13 protein-coding genes are annotated in these 16397 nt (G+C 64.1%); 7 read left to right on the forward strand and 6 right to left on the reverse strand.

Features of this window, described 5'->3' with window-relative positions; all coding sequences use genetic code 11:
• Positions 1 to 22 precede the first annotated feature (22 nt).
• Together BN977_RS29225 and BN977_RS29230 are read right to left on the reverse strand one after the other, a co-directional pair.
• Entirely contained in the window at positions 23 to 1261 is a 1239-nt protein-coding gene (locus BN977_RS29225; RefSeq protein WP_036403504.1) for a hypothetical protein, read from the reverse strand.
• Between the two features lie 59 nt (positions 1262 to 1320).
• Positions 1321 to 2247, reverse strand: a complete 927-nt coding sequence (locus BN977_RS29230) for a UTP--glucose-1-phosphate uridylyltransferase (protein ID WP_036403506.1) — start codon at positions 2245 to 2247, stop codon at positions 1321 to 1323.
• 655 nt (positions 2248 to 2902) lie between these two features.
• On the opposite strand from BN977_RS29230, the gene BN977_RS29235 reads away from it, so the two are divergent.
• Positions 2903 to 5221: a glycosyltransferase family 2 protein gene (locus BN977_RS29235; protein ID WP_306372271.1), complete on the forward strand. Its 2319-nt coding sequence runs from the start codon at positions 2903 to 2905 to the stop codon at positions 5219 to 5221.
• A 43-nt stretch (positions 5222 to 5264) separates the two neighbouring features.
• Here BN977_RS29235 and BN977_RS29240 read toward each other — a convergent pair whose 3' ends face one another.
• Both BN977_RS29240 and BN977_RS33405 read right to left on the reverse strand, forming a co-directional pair.
• Positions 5265 to 6332, reverse strand: coding sequence for a glycoside hydrolase family 26 protein (locus BN977_RS29240; protein ID WP_131590234.1), 1068 nt, complete (start codon positions 6330 to 6332; stop codon positions 5265 to 5267).
• 45 nt (positions 6333 to 6377) lie between these two features.
• Positions 6378 to 6533 (reverse strand): hypothetical protein, encoded by a 156-nt coding sequence (locus BN977_RS33405; protein WP_234709685.1) that lies wholly within the window; start codon positions 6531 to 6533, stop codon positions 6378 to 6380.
• A gap of 13 nt (positions 6534 to 6546) precedes the next feature.
• On the opposite strand from BN977_RS33405, the gene BN977_RS29245 reads away from it, so the two are divergent.
• Positions 6547 to 7572 carry a glycoside hydrolase family 26 protein gene (locus BN977_RS29245; RefSeq protein WP_234709686.1) on the forward strand — a complete coding sequence of 342 codons (1026 nt, stop codon included), beginning with the start codon at positions 6547 to 6549 and terminating at the stop codon, positions 7570 to 7572.
• 267 nt (positions 7573 to 7839) lie between these two features.
• Complete coding sequence (locus BN977_RS29250; protein WP_084172711.1) at positions 7840 to 8490, forward strand: helix-turn-helix transcriptional regulator; 651 nt, start codon at positions 7840 to 7842, stop codon at positions 8488 to 8490.
• Between the two features lie 36 nt (positions 8491 to 8526).
• On the opposite strand, the gene BN977_RS29255 is transcribed toward BN977_RS29250, so the two are convergent.
• Positions 8527 to 9618 carry a substrate-binding domain-containing protein gene (locus tag BN977_RS29255; protein ID WP_036404836.1) on the reverse strand — a complete coding sequence of 364 codons (1092 nt, stop codon included), beginning with the start codon at positions 9616 to 9618 and terminating at the stop codon, positions 8527 to 8529.
• A gap of 97 nt (positions 9619 to 9715) precedes the next feature.
• Here BN977_RS29255 and BN977_RS29260 point away from each other — a divergent pair, with 97 nt between their 5' ends.
• Positions 9716 to 10144, forward strand: a complete 429-nt coding sequence (locus BN977_RS29260; protein WP_165576383.1) for a MarR family winged helix-turn-helix transcriptional regulator — start codon at positions 9716 to 9718, stop codon at positions 10142 to 10144.
• Positions 10145 to 10162: 18 nt separating this feature from the next.
• On the opposite strand, the gene BN977_RS29265 is transcribed toward BN977_RS29260, so the two are convergent.
• On the reverse strand, positions 10163 to 11326 hold the full coding sequence (locus BN977_RS29265) for an iron-containing alcohol dehydrogenase (protein ID WP_036404842.1): 1164 nt from the start codon (positions 11324 to 11326) through the stop codon (positions 10163 to 10165).
• A gap of 171 nt (positions 11327 to 11497) precedes the next feature.
• Between BN977_RS29265 and BN977_RS29270 the strand changes: the two genes are divergently transcribed.
• From BN977_RS29270 to BN977_RS29280, 3 genes are all read left to right on the forward strand, one after another.
• Entirely contained in the window at positions 11498 to 12421 is a 924-nt protein-coding gene (locus BN977_RS29270) for a LysR family transcriptional regulator (RefSeq protein WP_036403509.1), read from the forward strand.
• 179 nt (positions 12422 to 12600) lie between these two features.
• The gene (locus BN977_RS29275) at positions 12601 to 14385 is read left to right on the forward strand and encodes a nitrilase-related carbon-nitrogen hydrolase (RefSeq protein WP_084172713.1); all 1785 of its coding nucleotides are present in this window, start codon (positions 12601 to 12603) and stop codon (positions 14383 to 14385) included.
• 120 nt (positions 14386 to 14505) lie between these two features.
• Positions 14506 to 15963: a purine-cytosine permease family protein gene (locus BN977_RS29280; protein WP_036403512.1), complete on the forward strand. Its 1458-nt coding sequence runs from the start codon at positions 14506 to 14508 to the stop codon at positions 15961 to 15963.
• Positions 15964 to 16397: the final 434 nt, after the last annotated feature.

Consider the following 16397-nt stretch of genomic DNA (forward strand, 5'->3'; position numbering starts at 1 on the left):
CGGTGCCCGATCGCGGTCACCATCACCGAACTGCCGGTTGTGGATTCGGGCCCGACGGAGGACCCCACCACAGCTCATGGATATGGTGATCGGACGCGCTGATACACACCACGTGCTGGGTCTGCTGCGCCTCGAAGGTGTAGCCCGTGACGACATCTGGGCCGCAGGGCGGATTATCGGTTGCGGCGGTCAAGTTACCGGCATGCCAACCGTCGGCCCACCACAATTCGTAGAGCCGCCCATCGGCACCGACATACACGATGTGCTGGGTGCCCTGCCGGTCGAAGGCGTAACCACTGATTCGGCGTGCGGGAAGCGCGAGCGCGACCGTGCTCAAGTCGGTGACATGCCAGCCCGCCGTGCGACCGGACCACAGCTCCAGCAGTCGCCCGTCCGCTGCGGTGAAGACAACGTGCTGAGTGCGCGTCGCCGTTGTCGTATAGGCGGCGAGATTTCCGGACGTGCTCGTCGGTCCCGGCGTACTCGTCACGCCGCTGAGATCACTGGAATGCCAGTCGTCGCCGACACCGGACCACAGTTCGTACAGCCGACCGTCGGCACCGGCGAAGACCACGTGCCGGGTGCCCTCACTGTCGAACGCGTACGCTCTGAGTTCGCCGTTCGGGGCCGGCCCCGGCGTTCCCGTGAGAGAAGTGAGATCGGTGGATTTCCAGCCTGTTTGGCCGTATGACAGATCGTAGATGTGCCGTTCGGTGCCGACGAACACCACATGCTGGGACCCGCCGCTGTCTGAGACGTACCCAGCGATGGTGCCCGGTCCGATCGCCGGCGGGGCCGTTGCCGTGGCGGCCGTCAAATCGCCGCTGTGCCATTGACCGGCATCCGACCACATTTCGTGCAGATGGCCGTCAGCGCCGACGAAGATGATGTGCTGGGTCATCTGGCCGTCGAAGGCATAACCGTAGATCGCCGACCGGTCGGCGACCGGTACGTCGCGTGCAGTGGCGGTGAGATCGGTGAAATGCCAACCGTTCACGTTCCACCACAACTCCAGCAGATGCCGGTTCTGGGCCCCGGCATAGACGATGTGCTGGGTGCCCTGTGCCTCGAACGCGTACCCGGCCAGGGCGGCCCCATCAGCCGGCGGAGCTCCTGTCGATGCGGTCACGTCGTCGGCCTGCCAGACCCCATGGCCGGCAGGATCGCTCCACGCCGGCGGCCCGGGCTGGATGGCGGGTGCGGAACAGGCCACGGCGAGAGTCGACAAGAGTGCGGTGAGCAGCAGAACGTATCGGCTCATCGTCTGCACCCTTTCTGCTCCCGGCGGGCGCATGCGCCCACCTGATCACTGGCTGTCGGTCACGTTGCCAGGGTCGACACTGCGTTGATACCCAGCCGAGTCAGAAGCCAATTCCGAAGCCCCGGACCGTAATCCGGGCGATCCAGCGCGAAGTCAACCGCAGCCTTGAGGTAACCCTCGGGGTTACCCAGATCATGCCGCGCGCCCCGGTGCACGACGACGTGCACGGGATGGCCCTGGGCCACCAGAGTTGCGATGGCATCGGTGAGCTGTATCTCGCCACCGGCTCCCCGCGGGGTCGACCGTAATGCGTCGAAGATGGCCCTATCCAACAGATAACGGCCCGCGGCCGCATAATTCGACGGGGCATCACCGGGCGCCGGCTTCTCCACCATGCCGTTGACGCGCAGAACGTCGGGGTTGATGATCGGCGGCATCGGGCTGACGTCGAACACGCCGTAGGCGCCGATTTCTTCCTGCGCGACCTTGATTGCGCAGAGCACGGATCCGCCGAAAGCCTCGCGGACCGCCATCATCGTCTCAAGGACGCCGGTGGGGAATACGAGGTCGTCAGGCAGCAACACGGTGATCGCGGTCTCGTCGGGGGAGAGAAGTGATTCCACACATGACACGGCGTGCCCGAGGCCGAGTGGCTCACGCTGGACCACCGACTCGACCTTTATGAGTGCGGGTGCGCGCCGCACCTTCTCCAACATCGAATGCTTGCCGCGGGCTTCCAGGGTGCCCTCCAGGACGAGGTCCTCGACGAAATGGGCGACCACGCCGTCCTTTCCCGGGGAGGTGACAATGACCAGTCGCTCGGCCCCGCCTTCGGCTGCCTCGGCGGCGACCAATTCGATTCCCGGCGTGTCGACCACCGGGAGCAGTTCTTTGGGCACGGTTTTGGTGGCAGGCAAGAAGCGGGTGCCCAGCCCGGCGGCGGGTACGACGGCGGTGCGCGGTAAAAGTACCTGTGGCGCAGACATGAGGGGACCATAACTGATAATCCAGTGGTTGGCTCATCTCAAGTCAGTAAACTCTTGGATATTAGTACGTTCGTATCATTGCGTCGTTCAAACGTATGACTTCGTTCGTACTCATCTCGGTGAGAATCCAACCATTCGTGATGCAGCTCACATATTGCTTGGTTATCTCGCCGCGCGCGTAGAGGTAAAAGCCTTGTATAAGTTATTCGAGGCGATGAGCCTCGATGGTAGGTGGTCGTTGCGAGCGCAACCAACGGAGACTGCGAAGGCGGGCGACCGGTCGGAGTTCTCGGGAAGGCTGCCGCAACTGATGGTTATGTGCAGGTAAAACGCACTCGGATCGCGTCGATGTCGCGGATGTGGGAAAGCCTGCGAATTATCTCAATCATGTTCGATAATATCGACGATATGCCTTGAATGGCTTCTCTGATGCTGCCGAATTATCGATATCACGATCGCGTTTCTGGTATCAATTGGATGGTTTTTTTCTCGGATATGATCACTAATTCAATCGGTACCTGCAGACATGCAATTACGCCACATAATTCAATAATATCGAATGAGAAAAGATACGCGATGCGGCAATTTTGGCAATCGATATTCCACACGAAACGAGCTCACAATGACTAGTTCCCGGCTTTGCGTCGTACGTTGCTTGGCGTTGCTGGTCGTCGCCTTCGGGGGTACCTACATGGTGTGGAGGTGGTCATCCACCATTGCTTGGGACGCCTGGTGGATCGCCATCCCGCTCGTGCTCGCGGAGACCTACAGCCTGAGCGAATCGGTGCTGTACGGCGTGACGATGTGGAACTCTCGCCGGCGCCCGGAACCCCCGCCGGCGCCGCCCGGGCGGACCGTGGACGTGTACATCGCGACCTATAACGAACCACTGGATATCGTGCTGACCTCGGCGATCGCAGCACGTGACATGACCTACCCGCACCAGACGTGGATTCTCGACGACGGCAACCGGCCGGAGTTCGCCCAGGCGGCCAAGCAAATCGGCGTCGGCTACATCGTCCGGGGGCCCGACTGGGACGGCCGTCCCCGATTCGCCAAGGCAGGCAACGTCAACAATGCGCTCTTCCAGACCTCCGGGGAGTTCATCGCGGTGTTCGACGCCGATCAAGTCCCCGACCCGCGCTTCCTCGATCGCGTCTTGGGCTACTTCGACGACCCTGAAGTGGCCTTCGTCCAGACACCGCAACGGTTCTGGAACGTTCCGCGTTCCGATCCGCTCGGCAGTGGCGCCGACCTGTTCTACGGGCCCATCCAGCAGGGGAAGGACGGATGGGGCGCCGCATTCTTCTGTGGCTCCAACGCCGTGCTGCGGCGTGAAGCCCTGATGGCTCTCGGTCTGACCATGTTCTCGCGCTCGGCCGCCGAGCGTGTGCGCAAGGCGCTGCATGATGGACGCCGCCGCGTGCAGGCGGCCGTGAGCGTCCATCTGCCCGGTGATATCGGGTCGATCATCGGTCGGCGTGCGGTCGGTCTTCTGGTGGAAGCCGAGGCGCGGGTGCGACGGGGCGACGTCCTCGCCGATGTCACCTACGACCTGCGCCGGCAGATCGCCAGCGTGGCCGTTCCGGACATGTTGCCGCAGCCGGTCATCGATGCGATCAACGACACCCTGGGTGAAGCCGAAGTGGCCCGCACCGACCGGGCATTGGCCATCGATCCGATCGTCACCTCGTCGATCACCGAGGACATGGCGACGGCGATGCATCTTCACGCACTCGGGTGGGCCAGTGTCTATCACCACGAGGTCCTCGTGTACGGGCTTGCGCCCGAGGACGTGCGGACGATGTTGTCCCAACGTCAACGCTGGGCGACCGGGACGATGCAGGTGTTCTTCTCCGACAATCCCCTGTTCCTGCGCGGACTGACCATCGGTCAGCGACTGATGTACCTGGCCACGATGACCAGCTATCTCAACGGATTTGCCGCCGTCGTCTACATTGCCGCACCCATGGTGTTCCTGGTCAGTGGGATCTTCCCCATCAGATGTGACTCCATCGCGTTCTTCGTGTACTTCATGCCGTTCTTTCTCTGCTCACAAACGTTGTTCGTCGTCGCAGGCAACCGAGCCCGGGGACTGTGGCGCGGTCAGCAGATGTCGTTCGCCCTGTTCCCGACCTGGATCAAGGCCACGATTGCCGGGGCCAGCGCGGCCTTCTTCGGCAAGGCGCTGACCTTCTCGGTCACCCAGAAGACCAAGCAGGCCACCGGGATCGGCCTGCGCCATATCCGTCCGCAATTGGTCGCCATGGCTGCCTTGGTGCTCGCCGGAGGGTACGGCGCCGTTCAAGCCGCGGATGGTGACCGGCCGCTGTTCGCCTCCATCATCACGCTGGTGTGGGTCGGTATCGATATCGTGCTGCTCTCGGCGATGGTGCGCGCGGCGCTCTACCGCGGGCCCGGCGAACACATTGTCGATCCGTTCCCTGCGGCGCTCACCGATGAGGTGCGTGACGTCATCGTCGACATCGACTACCGCGCGCTCGCCGCGTCTGCCCCCGACTGGCAGGCGCACACTGCACCCCTGCCGGTGGCACCGCAGGTGCCCGGCCAGGCGACGGGACCGGAGCTGGCCACTCGGCTTGATCTGGCGCCCAGATTCGACGCCACCGCCGCGCTGGCGATGCGTTCGCAGGTTGCGGCAGGCCTGCGCGAGGGCGCCTCGGTGGTCCTTGTCGATGTATCGGGTGTCCGCACCATCACTCCCTCGGCAGTGGCCGTCGTGGTGGATCTTCTTCGGCTGTTGCGAAGCGGCGGCGGCGATCTGCGCATCTTCGGAGATTCCCGCACCTTCACCCTCGCCTACGAGACGATGGCCCTGTCGCACGTGACGCGCCTGCACGGCGACTCGGAGGAAGCGGCGGACCCGGCCTACCGCGGCCCGTGGCGCAGAGGCCCGGCGCTGCCCGGACGCGGTGCGCACCGGCACCCGACGATGATGTCCACCCCGAGATGACGGTGAGCGGCCGGCCGATATCGGGGCCGAAATGAGCTGTCGGTCAGGACCGTTGCCGATCGGCAAGAGCACGCTTGAAGGCGTTCTGGGATTGACCGGACGAGTTCAAGCGCCAGTCACGTTCCTTGTCCATCTGGAACCAGATCACCGCTGCGACCCTGTCCTCGCGGGCGAGGAACTCGAAAAGGCTGCCGATCCAGGCGGCTTTGTCGGTGCCGGACTGGGGCCCTTCGACACTGGCCGTCTCACCGATCACAATCGGACGGTTGCCCTCCAGCGCCCGAAGTTGGCGCAGACCTTCGGCGAAAATCTGCTCGGGACCCCGCCACGTGTGCCCGCCGCCATCGCCCCAGTTGTAGCCGTCCAAGCACAGCAGATCGACCGCATCGGCACCGGGGTAGGCGCCGGCCAGATCCTGGGATCCTTCACCCGGGGCATCAGGGCACCACATGAACGACACGTTGGTCGCCCCTGCTTGCGTGAAGCGTTGCCGGACATGGGCCCATGCGGCCCGGTAATCCTCGGCCGAGTTGCCGTTCACCCCGATCGACCACGGGTAGTGGTCGCTGTTCATCTCGTGTGCGAACCGAAGCACGATGGGCTGGCCCCACTCGCCGAGATTGTGTGCCCACGTGTCGAGTTGATGATCGAGATCGCCGGCAGCGATACGCGCCAGCGCATAGGCGGGTTGGTCGGTTCCCGCGCCCGGCTCCCACGGCTCCAGCGTCAGTACCGGCTGCGCACCCGAACTCGCGATGACGTTGAGTTCGGGGATCGGCGTGCGGTCGTCGAGGGAGGCGAATCGCATCACATAGCGCGGCTGCGAACCGGTCATCTCCCGTACCGTCCACAGATTGCTGGACGGAGCCCCGTCGTCGGGCAGGAACACCCCCCAGTCGACCCAGTGAGGCGCACTCGGTCCGGCGACGGGGGCGGCCGTGTGGCCGCAGCCGGTGATGGCCGCCAGCACCGAGATCGTCGCAGGCAATGCCAAGGGCGAGAAAGTCGTTCGGCGAACCGCATGGTCGCGAATTCGCTTCCGGTCATTCGACTTGGGCCGATGAAAGGCGCTGAGCATGACATATGATATGCACGACAACGGAGTTCGCACATTCCCGAACTCGGCCGGACCCGATGACGAACCGGAGTTCCGCGGTCACCCCACACGGCGACGGCGCCGTGGGCAAAACGTCATCGTGCCGTTGATCGCGATGGTGTTGGCCGTCGTCTCGGTCATCGTCATCGAACCGCAAATCCGGCCGCTGCAACTGCTACTCGGGCGGTGCAAGGTCAGCAACGCCAGTGCGGTCATACCCAAGGACGGTGTGCTGTTCGGGGTCAACCTCGACTGGAAGTCCGAGACGCTGGATGAGCACCGCGCGAACATGGGTCATGCGCCGGCTGTGGCAGTGGAGTTCTCCGACATCCCGTATGACCGGCCGACATGGGAACACACCAAGAGCGCGGCCCGCCAGATCAAGCAGAACGGCGGGGCGCTGCTCTTGACACTGGAACCGCACGGCGGACTCGACACCGTGAGTCCCGAGGTGATCCGCACACTCGCCTATGACCTGCTCGACCTGAACAACAGCGGGGTCGCGGTCGTCGTTCGCTTTGCCCACGAGATGAACGGGTCCTGGTATGCCTGGGGCCAGCAGCCTGACCACTACAAGGCGGTGTTCCGCCAGGTCGCCGATGCGGTCCATCAGATCGCGCCGGGATCGGCGATGATGTGGGCGCCCAATTATGGTGGCGGATATCCCTTTTCCGGCGGCAAGTTCGCCGCCGCGCCAGGTACCGAGGTCTACCACGAACTCGATACCGACCATGACGGCGTCCTCACGATGGCAGACGACTCCTATGAGCCCTATTACCCTGGTGACGCATACGTCGATTGGGTCGGGGTATCGCTCTACCACTGGGGCAACCGGCGCCCCTGGGGCAACAACGAGGTCACCGAACCGCACAAGTTCATCGACATGTTGACCGGCACCTACGACGGCACCGCCGGTGACGACCGCGGCGTGCCCGACTTCTATCAGGTCTACGGCGTCGACCACCACAAGCCGGTTGCCATCGTCGAAACCGCCGCCATCTTCACCCCTTCGCGCACCGGCCAGTCCGAGCTGGCGGTCAAACAGGCGTGGTGGCGTGAGGTGTTCTCTGCCGAGACGCGCCAGCGCTTCCCGCAGCTGAAGATGATCAACTGGTTCGAATGGCGCAAGTTCGAGATCGAGATCAACGACTGGGTGGACTGGCGGACGGCGGGTGCGCCTGCCATCAAGAATGCCTTTGTTGCCGACCTTCCGGGCTGGCTGCGCTACGCAGATTCGGTCGACGCCTGCGAGTAGCTCACCGTGTCCGGACGCCGCTCAGTACGACGATATCCAGTGAATCGGGCAACGAAAGAGTGCAACTAGGTAGTCCACTACTCACGTGCAGGAAGGGGGAGATATGTCATCATGATCTTGAAATACAGCGAACAACGGCCCGCCTTTCTCAGATGCCGAGGACACGTGCCCACGACTGTGCTGTGCTGGCCACCGCACTCGCCGGATCGGGTACGGCGCACAGCGGGCCACAGCCAGTGAGCGCTGGGTGTGAACCAAGGAGTCGGCATGGCCGAGGACCACCGCTATCGGTCGCCAATGTCGGTTGTCGTCGTATGCTCACCGCCGCAACGGATTTGCGCCAGCATCTACGGGTGGCTGGAGGAGTTGGGCGCCTCGGTCGCCGTGCTGGCCGTGCACGCCTCGCTGGGCGAGTTCATCCAGTCCGACCACCATTCCGCCGGTCGGCGAATCGATCTCGTCGTGGTCGCACAGACCTTCGACGACGACGGTGACGTCGCAGCCCTGAGCAGGATTTGCGCGGCCGGGTATCGCGTCGTCTGTTTCGGAACGAGTCTCAGCGATGCCGCGGTACTACGCTGTCTCGGCGCCGGGGTGGACGCGTTTGTCGTCGGCGATCGCCACCCCGCAGGATACGCGGCGGTCACGATACGTACCGCTGCCGAACTGAAGATGTCCGCGACCGGCGTCATGCTTCCCGGCCTGACGCACCGAGAGTCGCAAGTGCTCATCGCGTGGTGTCACGCCAGCACAAAAGAGGATGTCGCTGAACGGCTGGATATCGAACGTGCCACGGTGAGTTCACATCTGCAGCGAATACGGGCCAAGTACGCCGCCGTCGGGCGCGCAGCGAGCACCAAGGCCGCCCTCATTGCCCGGGCGGTACAGGACGGGCTCGTCGACGTCTACGAACTGTGACCCCTCGAGGGTCGAGGATGCCGAACAGTTCTTGTTTCAACCGAGGGGGACAGGAGTCATCTCGGTGAGCACGTTGAAGTCGAACCCGTCGGCCTCGGCCAGATACGTGCGGAGGGCCGTGTGTCCGGCGTCGAGGCGCTGCACGCCGCGGGCGCATTCGTACACCAGCGAATTCGACAGCGTGTTCACCAGGTTGAGGTCAAGGGTGCCCGCGGTACGGGCCAGCGCGGCCAGCAGGTGCAATCCCTCGTAACACGATTCACCCATCGTCCCCACCAAGGGCGCGTCGGCGCCGAACCGTCGGGCGTATCGCCCGACGAAGTCGAGACTGTCGGACGTGCACAACGACGAGAAATAGCCGGCGCCGACATACAGGCCGCGGCAACTGTGATCGCCCGCCGCCAGCAGCATGTTCTCGTCCATCAAGGGCGTCAGCCGCACCGCCTTGGCGTCCAGCTCGCGTTCGGCATACTGCCGGTGGAATTCGACGGCGTCCTGTCCGACCAGGAGAACGACCACCGCCGTGGCGGTCGAACGCTCGAGTCGGTCGAGATGTGCGCCGAAGTCGGACGTGCCCAGCGGAACGTACATCTCGTCGACGAGTATCCCGGATCCTGTGGTGGCGAGATGTTCCCGGATAGCGCTGGCGGTCCCGCGGGGCCACACGTAATCGTTGCCGACCAACGCCCAGCGGGAGATACGCCTCTCTCCGGCGAGCAGTGTCATCGCGGGCAACAGCTGTGTCTCCGGCGTCTCGCCGGTGACAAAAACGCCCGGGCGCCGCTCGCCACCCTCGTACAACGAGTTGTAGATGTAGGGGATCGCGCCGCCGATGGCCGACGCCAGTGCTTCCCGGACCGTGGACGTGTGTACGCCCGCGACCGCTTGTATTCTGCCTGCCATGGCGAGTTCAAGCACCTCGGCTCGAACTTCGTGGACCTGCGCACCGCCGTCGATGTGCACGAGTTTGACCTCGCGGCCGAGTATGCCGCCATCGCGATTGATCTCCTCGGCTGCCAGCTCCGCACACAGTTGCGCCGACGGGCCGATGATCCCGAGCGGTCCCTGTAGCGGATTGACCACGCCGACGACGACGGCGTCTGATTCCGTGCGTGCGTTGCTGTCCATGCGGTCCATTTCCACCACCAGGTCGGGGTTGTCGTTCGATTACCCTGAACCACCCGCTACGGTAATCCACGGCGGGAGGTAACGACAGTTGGGAACCGTGAGCCAGGCTGCGCTGGCATTGAGCGCGATCCAGAACTCGCTGCTGGAGCGGGTTCGCGAGGTGCTCGCCGCAGCGGGGTGCACCCTCGAGGAGTGGCGGATTCTGGATTGCCTCAAGCGCTCTGGAGCGCTCGCCATGTCCGAGATCAGCGAGACGACATCGATTCCGCCATCGGCACTCACCAAGATCGTCGACCGCATGGTGGCCAACAACCTGGTGTATCGCCGGACGGACAACGTTGACCGGCGCAAGATCAATCTCCGGCTGACCTCGCGTGGCGCCAGCTCCCACCGGCAGCTGGCCGAAACCGTCGATCGCTGTGACCTGCTGTACGACCAAGATCAGCTGCAGAAGCTGACGGCGTTGTGCGACTTGGCGCGGGACGTGGCGGATTCCGCCCCGCGAAAAGGTGGGATCCCGGCCTAGGGGCGCGGCCGGGCTCGGTCACCCGGCATAGATCTCGTCATAGATCGCGGCGATGTCATCGGCGTCGGGGACAAGTGGATTGTTGGCCGGTGACCCCGAGGCCAGTGCTTGCTCGGCCATGGTCGGAATGAGCCGATCCCAGTCGCCGCGAGAGATGCCGTAGTGCTGGGGTGTCGGCACGGTGAGGTCGCGGCAGAGTTCGGATATTCCCTCTACGAACTTCGCGGCAGCGGCCGCGCTCGGATCGTGCTCGCCGGCCATCCCCATGACACGCGCGCAGTCGGCGTACCGATCCAGGGCGCCGTCGATCGAGTATCGCGTCACTGCAGGGAAGAGCATGGCATTCGAAAGGCCGTGTGCCACATGGAAATGCGCCCCGATCGGCCTGCTCATTCCGTGGATCAGGGCGACGCTGGAGTTGGAGAACGCCATTCCGGCCTGCGTGGCCGCGATCATCATGGCCGCACGCGCTTGCTCGTCGCTCCCGTCGGTGACCACCCGCCGGATGTTCTGACCGATTGCTCGGATGGCAAGAAGGCAGAGACCGTCGGAGAACGCGTTGGCCTTGCGGCTGACGTATGCCTCGACGGCGTGGGTGAGCGCGTCGATACCGGTGTCGGCGGTCAATCGCGCCGGCATCGACATGGTGAGGCGGTAGTCGATGATCGCGGCGACCGGCAGGAACGACGTCCCGATGCAGAGCATCTTCTCGTCGGTGGCGCTGTCGGTGATGACGGTGAACTGAGTGGCCTCCGATCCGCTGCCGGCGGTGGTCGGGATCGCCACGATCGGTAGCGCGGGGCCGTTGTAGAGGTTGGGCGCCTTGAACTCACGCATCGGTTTGTCATTGACGCCCAGCACGGCAAGTGCTTTGGCGGTGTCCATCGGGCTGCCTCCACCGAAACCGACGACGCTGTCGGCCCGATGTTCGGCGAGCGCCGCCTTGGCGGGGGCCAGCGAATCTGTGGTCGGGTCGGGCACGGTGTCGGAGTACACGGCGGCACTCGCCCCGGCGCCTTCCAACGATGCGACGAGTCTGTCGACCTGGCCGGTGCTGACCAGGAATGCATCGGTCACGATCAGGGGGCGCCGGGCGCCGAGGTCGTTGAGCACTTCACCGGCTCTGGCGACGGCGCCGCCGCCGATCCTCATGGTCCGCGGCACTGAAATGGCATGTGTCACATGGGTCATAGGTGTCCTCGTTCGTGCTTGCTGGTTCGGTTCGTAGCAGTTCGCGGGAGTGGCCCGCACCGACCGAAGGGGGAATCGCTATCAGCCTGCTGGGCGAATATGCACCAGTCAACAGCCAGATCCGCACGAGGCTCGTGCACTTCTGCACGGCATGATGGGGCTATGGATTCTGCCGACAACCTCCGTTACCTACTCGAGGTGACGCGCTCTGGCTCTCCGCAAGATGCCGCACGGCGTCTCGGGGTGGACCGCACGACGGTGACCCGCCGGATTGCAAGCCTGGAGAGAGCGTCCGGAGAGCGCTTGTTCGATCGCTCCAGCGGTGCCTGGCAGTTGACCGACGCCGGCCGGCGCATGCTGCCGCACGCCGAGGCCATCGACGCGGCTGTCGCGTCGGCTTTTCACGATTCCGAGCGGCACCAGGGCCTGCACGGACAGTTGCGGATCGTCGCCTCGGACGGGTTCGGGGCTTATCTGCTGACCCCGGGTCTACGACCGCTGATCGACGAACATCCCGACCTGGAGGTTGCGGTGGTCACCGCCACGGCACACGGTGTGCTCACGATGCGCGACTTCGATCTGGCCATCACCCTGGAGGAACCTTCGTCCCACGCGGGTGTGGTGCGTCCGCTCGCTGACTACGAGCTCGGCCTCTACGCGGCCTCGGCGTACGTCGGAAAGCACGCCGAGGTGCGCAGTCTCGATGACCTCGCCGCACACGTCGTCATCTGGTACGTCGACGCCTTGCTCGACGTCGCCCCGCTGCGATTCCTGGGCGGTCTGCTACCCGGTATCCGTGCCCGCGTGCAGACCACCAACATCGCCGGACATCACCAGGCGGCGCGCGCCGGCTTGGGTATCGCGCCTCTACCCACCTACATCGGTGACGCGGACGACACCCTGATTCGTTTGTTGCCAAGGGAATTCGCCGTCACGCGACACTACTGGGAGGTCGTTCCGCGCGAGATCTCGCGGCAGGGGCGCGTGCGGGTGTTGCGCGCTCTGCTGGACGACTTGGTCCTGACGCATCCCCGGCTGAGGCCGCCCGGCCGGCGGGCGGCCCTCGACAACGCGAAAGTTAAATAGTTTGCATCTGTATAAATGCGCAGTTCAAGACGGTGTATGTAACGTCGACGTAACATAACACGATATCGTTAACGTAAACGTAACGAGGATGTCTTCAGCATTGACCGTCCGGCTGGCTAGCGTGTGCTTTCGATCACGAGCGGATCGGGGCGCAGATTCCCGGCCGGAAAGGTGCACACGTGAAAGACATTCAGGTCGCGGCCATTCAGTTCGAGCCGACACTGTTCGACAAGGCGGGCAACATCGACCGCGTTGCAGAGTTGGTCACCCGCGCAGCCGCCGGCGGCGCCAAACTGATCACCGCTCCCGAAATGTGCACCACGGGTTACTGCTTCTTCGACCAGCACGAGGCTGAGCGGATGGCAGAGCCGTTGCCCGGTCCGACCACGGAGCGTTTCGTTCAGATTGCCCGCGAACACCACTGCCACATCGTGTTCGGGATGCCGGAGCGTGATGAGGAGACCGGCTTGCTCTACAACGCTGCGGCGTTGGTCGGTCCTGATGGGCTCATCGGAAAGCACCGAAAAACGCACGGGTACATCGCGGAACCCAAGTGGGCCGCCCCGGGAAACCTCGGGCACCAGGTTTTCGACACCGAGATCGGGCGCGTCGCCGTGCTCATCTGTATGGACATCCACTTCGTGGAGACGGCACGACTGGCCGCGGTGGGGGGCGCCGAGGTGATCTGTCATCTCAGCAATTGGTTGGCCGAACGAACCCCAGCGCCGTACTGGATCTCCCGAGCATACGAAAACGGTTGCTACCTCATCGAAAGCAATCGATGGGGTTTGGAGCGGGGTGTGCAGTTCAGTGGCGGGAGCTGCATCATCGCACCTGACGCCACCATTCTGGACCAGATAGATTCGGGCGATGGGATCGCCACGGCGACCATCACGGTCGACGCCCCACGTACCGACTGGGCAGATCGTCCCGCACTCCGCGCGCGGCGGCCCGAACTCTACCGTCAGTTGCAGATCAACAGCTACCTGTGGAATCCGAAGGACTTCTTCGGTCTCTACGGCCACCGTGGACTGCCTGAGGGGAAGTTGGCGACGGTGGCGGTGGCGCAATTCGCACCGGTCGCCGACCTGGATGTCAATCTCGCCACGATCAGCCGGCTCTTCAGCTCGTCGGTCGCCGAACGCGGTGCAGAACTCGTCGTCTTTCCGGAGCTGTCGCTGACCACCCGGGCGGTGACGCTGCAGGATCCAGTCGTCGGACATCTCATGCAGGCGGCCACTGCGGCATCGGCTTGGCTGGTCGTCGGTCTGGCAGAGTGCGACCCGGCCGATGGCCGACAATACAACTCAATGGTCCTGATCGGTCCCGACGGTATCGAGGCAGTGCACCGCAAGATCCACCTCCGCGACGGTGAACATGCACTGTTCGACGCGGGTTCGGCCTGGACCTATGCAGATATCCCGCTCGGCCGCGTCGGATTGCTGCATGGCGACGATCTGCTGTTACCGGAATCCGGCCGGATACTCGCCCTCAACGCCTGCGATGTGATCGCAGGAAGTGCCGACAATCGCGAGCGGATCATGCTGGGCCACAACGGAAGCAAAGTCGGACAGAGCTATCCGATTCCTACCGGCCCATCGTTGACCCACTGGCACCACATGCGGGTGCGAGCAGGTGAGAACAACGTCTACCTTGCCTTCGCGAACACCGTGGACGCCGACGGGGGCGGCGGGTGCTCGGGCGTGTTCGGCCCGGATACCTTCGCCTTCCCACGTAGTGAACAGGTGTTGGCCGGCCAGGAGGGCGTGGCCGCCGTGCGGATCGACACGCGGGACGCGGCTTCGGTCTACCCGTCGAATGTGGTCCGCCGCAAGGATCTCGTCACCATGCGCTTGCCGCATTGGTACGGCGCGCTGTCGGGCCCCGATGGGCCGGTGCGCGACGCCGACAAGCTGTTCGAGGACTGGCGCGTTCAGGAATCGAGTCACGCAGCGATCTCGTAACCCGACGCCTCACAGGTGTGGACGTGCGCGCATGGCGTCCACACGGTCCCGTCGTGTCACGTCATGCCGACGGTCGGTACGTCTCACCCCACGGGGTGTCCACACGAAGAAGGTGAATCCTTGTCCCTCAAGAGTTATTTCCAGGGCCCTGCGACGAGTCTGGACGAGCAGGTCGAGAGTTATGCGACCACGCGCGTGCCCGACGATCAACGGTGGCGACGACCCGCCGTGCTGCTTGTCCTGAGCGGCAACATCACGGCGATGTTCTGGTTCGCCCTGGGTGGCCAGATCGGCTTCCTGGTGGGTTGGCCGATGTTCCTGATCCCGGTGGGGTACATGGTGATCGGCGCGACGATCATCGGCGCGCTGGTGATGCGCATCGCCAGCCAGGAGGGCCTGTCGCTCACCTTGTTGTCGCGGGGCCTCGGCTTCGGCGCCAAGGGCTCGGCGATCGCGTCCATCGTGTATGCCGTCAACTACGTCTTCTACTTCGTGTTCGAGGGCAGCATCGTGTCACACGGACTGAGTCACCTCCTGGGCATCCCGATCGACTCGGGCCAGGCGACGGTCGTCTTCGCCGTGATCGCCGCAGCGGCTCTGTATTTCTCCTGGCGTGGAATGCATTCCATGAATCTGCTGCAACGCTTCGGGCTGCCGATCTTCCTGATCCTGTTCGTCATCGGCATGGTGATGCTGGCGAACGGCTACGTGCTGGTGGGCCCGGGGGAGTGGGCGGCGCAAGGCGGGCTGACCGCAACGTCGATGTGGCAGGCGATGAGCCTCGCCAACGGGCAGGTGGTCTTCCAGGCGTTGATCGCGACCGACTACGGCCGGTTCGTCAAGCGTTCGGTCGGTTATGCCGGAACTGCGGGCCTCATGTTCGTCGAGTTGGCGATGATCGTGGTCGTCATGTTGTTCGGTGTGCTACTCGGTTTCACCATGCTCGGGCACTTCGAGGGCACGGATGCGCAGCGCCAGCTCTCGGCAACCGATCCCGGCCTGATCTTCGCGGTTGTGATGGGAGTCTTGGGAGTCGTCTTCGCGGTTATCACCCAGGTACGCATCAACGTCATGAACCTCTATTCCGGCTCGTTGGCGTTGTCCAACGCCTGGGATGCGCTGTCGTCCAGACGAGTTGGCCGGCAATGGTGGATGGTGGCGTTGTGCGTCGCCGGCATCGCCTGCTACCCGGTGAACATCCTGCAGTACACCGGGGAGTTTCTTGCGGTCACCGGGATCATGACCAATACCTGGATCTTCATCCTGCTCAGTGACTACTACGTGTGCCGAAAGCTGCTCAACTTGGCTCCCTCCCGCGACATCGAGTACCGAGACGGTTTGGTCAAGGACTGGAACGTGTGCGGGATGGTGGCACTCGGATCAAGCCTGCTGGTCGGAGCGCTCGGTGTGGCGGGGTTTTACCCCATGTACCTGGCGTCGTTTGCCGCCATGCTGCTCGGCCCGGTGATCTACATTCCGCTGACGACCGCCACCAGGGGCCGCCAGTACGGGATACGGCTCGAGCCGAATGGCGAGCCGCGCGAGCAGGAGCGTGCGCAGATCGTCGACGGCGTCTAGTCGTTCGCCGCCAATAGGGTGCCTTCGAAGCGGAATCGGAACAGATCGGTGAAATGGGTTGCGCAATCTCGCTGAGCGGGCGGCCGGCTGGACGACGCCTTTGTTGTCCGGGAACTTTCCGGTGAGTCGTTCGTGTCTATGGTGACGGACGTTCCGATCACACGACGGGCACGATCCGACGCGCATGCCGGTACCTGCTTTTGGCCGGGTCGCAGCTCGACGCTCACCGTCGGTGACAGGATGTGTGTCGGCGCCGTCCCGAGCGGTGTGGGGTCGGCCGCCACGCCTGCCGAGATCCGGTCGGAGGCCAAGCGCACCGCTCGGCCTGATCACGCTGACCGATGTCCTGAAGCGATTGTTGCCCCCGGCCGCGGTCGCGAACTGAGTCACCAACGGTCTCGGGTGATCAAAGCCGCGGCGATCGAGGCTGGGAC

The sequence above is a fragment of the Mycolicibacterium cosmeticum genome, assembly GCF_000613185.1.
In the GTDB taxonomy this organism is placed as follows: domain Bacteria; phylum Actinomycetota; class Actinomycetes; order Mycobacteriales; family Mycobacteriaceae; genus Mycobacterium; species Mycobacterium cosmeticum.

Excerpts from the sequence above, each read along its gene's own strand:
- BN977_RS29255 (WP_036404836.1), bottom strand. The coding sequence starts at position 9,618 with ATGGACAGCAACGCACGCACGGAATCAGACGCCGTCGTCGTCGGCGTG.
- BN977_RS29230 (WP_036403506.1), bottom strand. The coding sequence starts at position 2,247 with ATGTCTGCGCCACAGGTACTTTTACCGCGCACCGCCGTCGTACCCGCC.
- BN977_RS33405 (WP_234709685.1), bottom strand. The coding sequence starts at position 6,533 with ATGACCGCACTGGCGTTGCTGACCTTGCACCGCCCGAGTAGCAGTTGC.
- BN977_RS29270 (WP_036403509.1), top strand. The coding sequence starts at position 11,498 with ATGGATTCTGCCGACAACCTCCGTTACCTACTCGAGGTGACGCGCTCT.
- BN977_RS29225 (WP_036403504.1), bottom strand. The coding sequence starts at position 1,261 with ATGAGCCGATACGTTCTGCTGCTCACCGCACTCTTGTCGACTCTCGCC.
- BN977_RS29250 (WP_084172711.1), top strand. The coding sequence starts at position 7,840 with ATGGCCGAGGACCACCGCTATCGGTCGCCAATGTCGGTTGTCGTCGTA.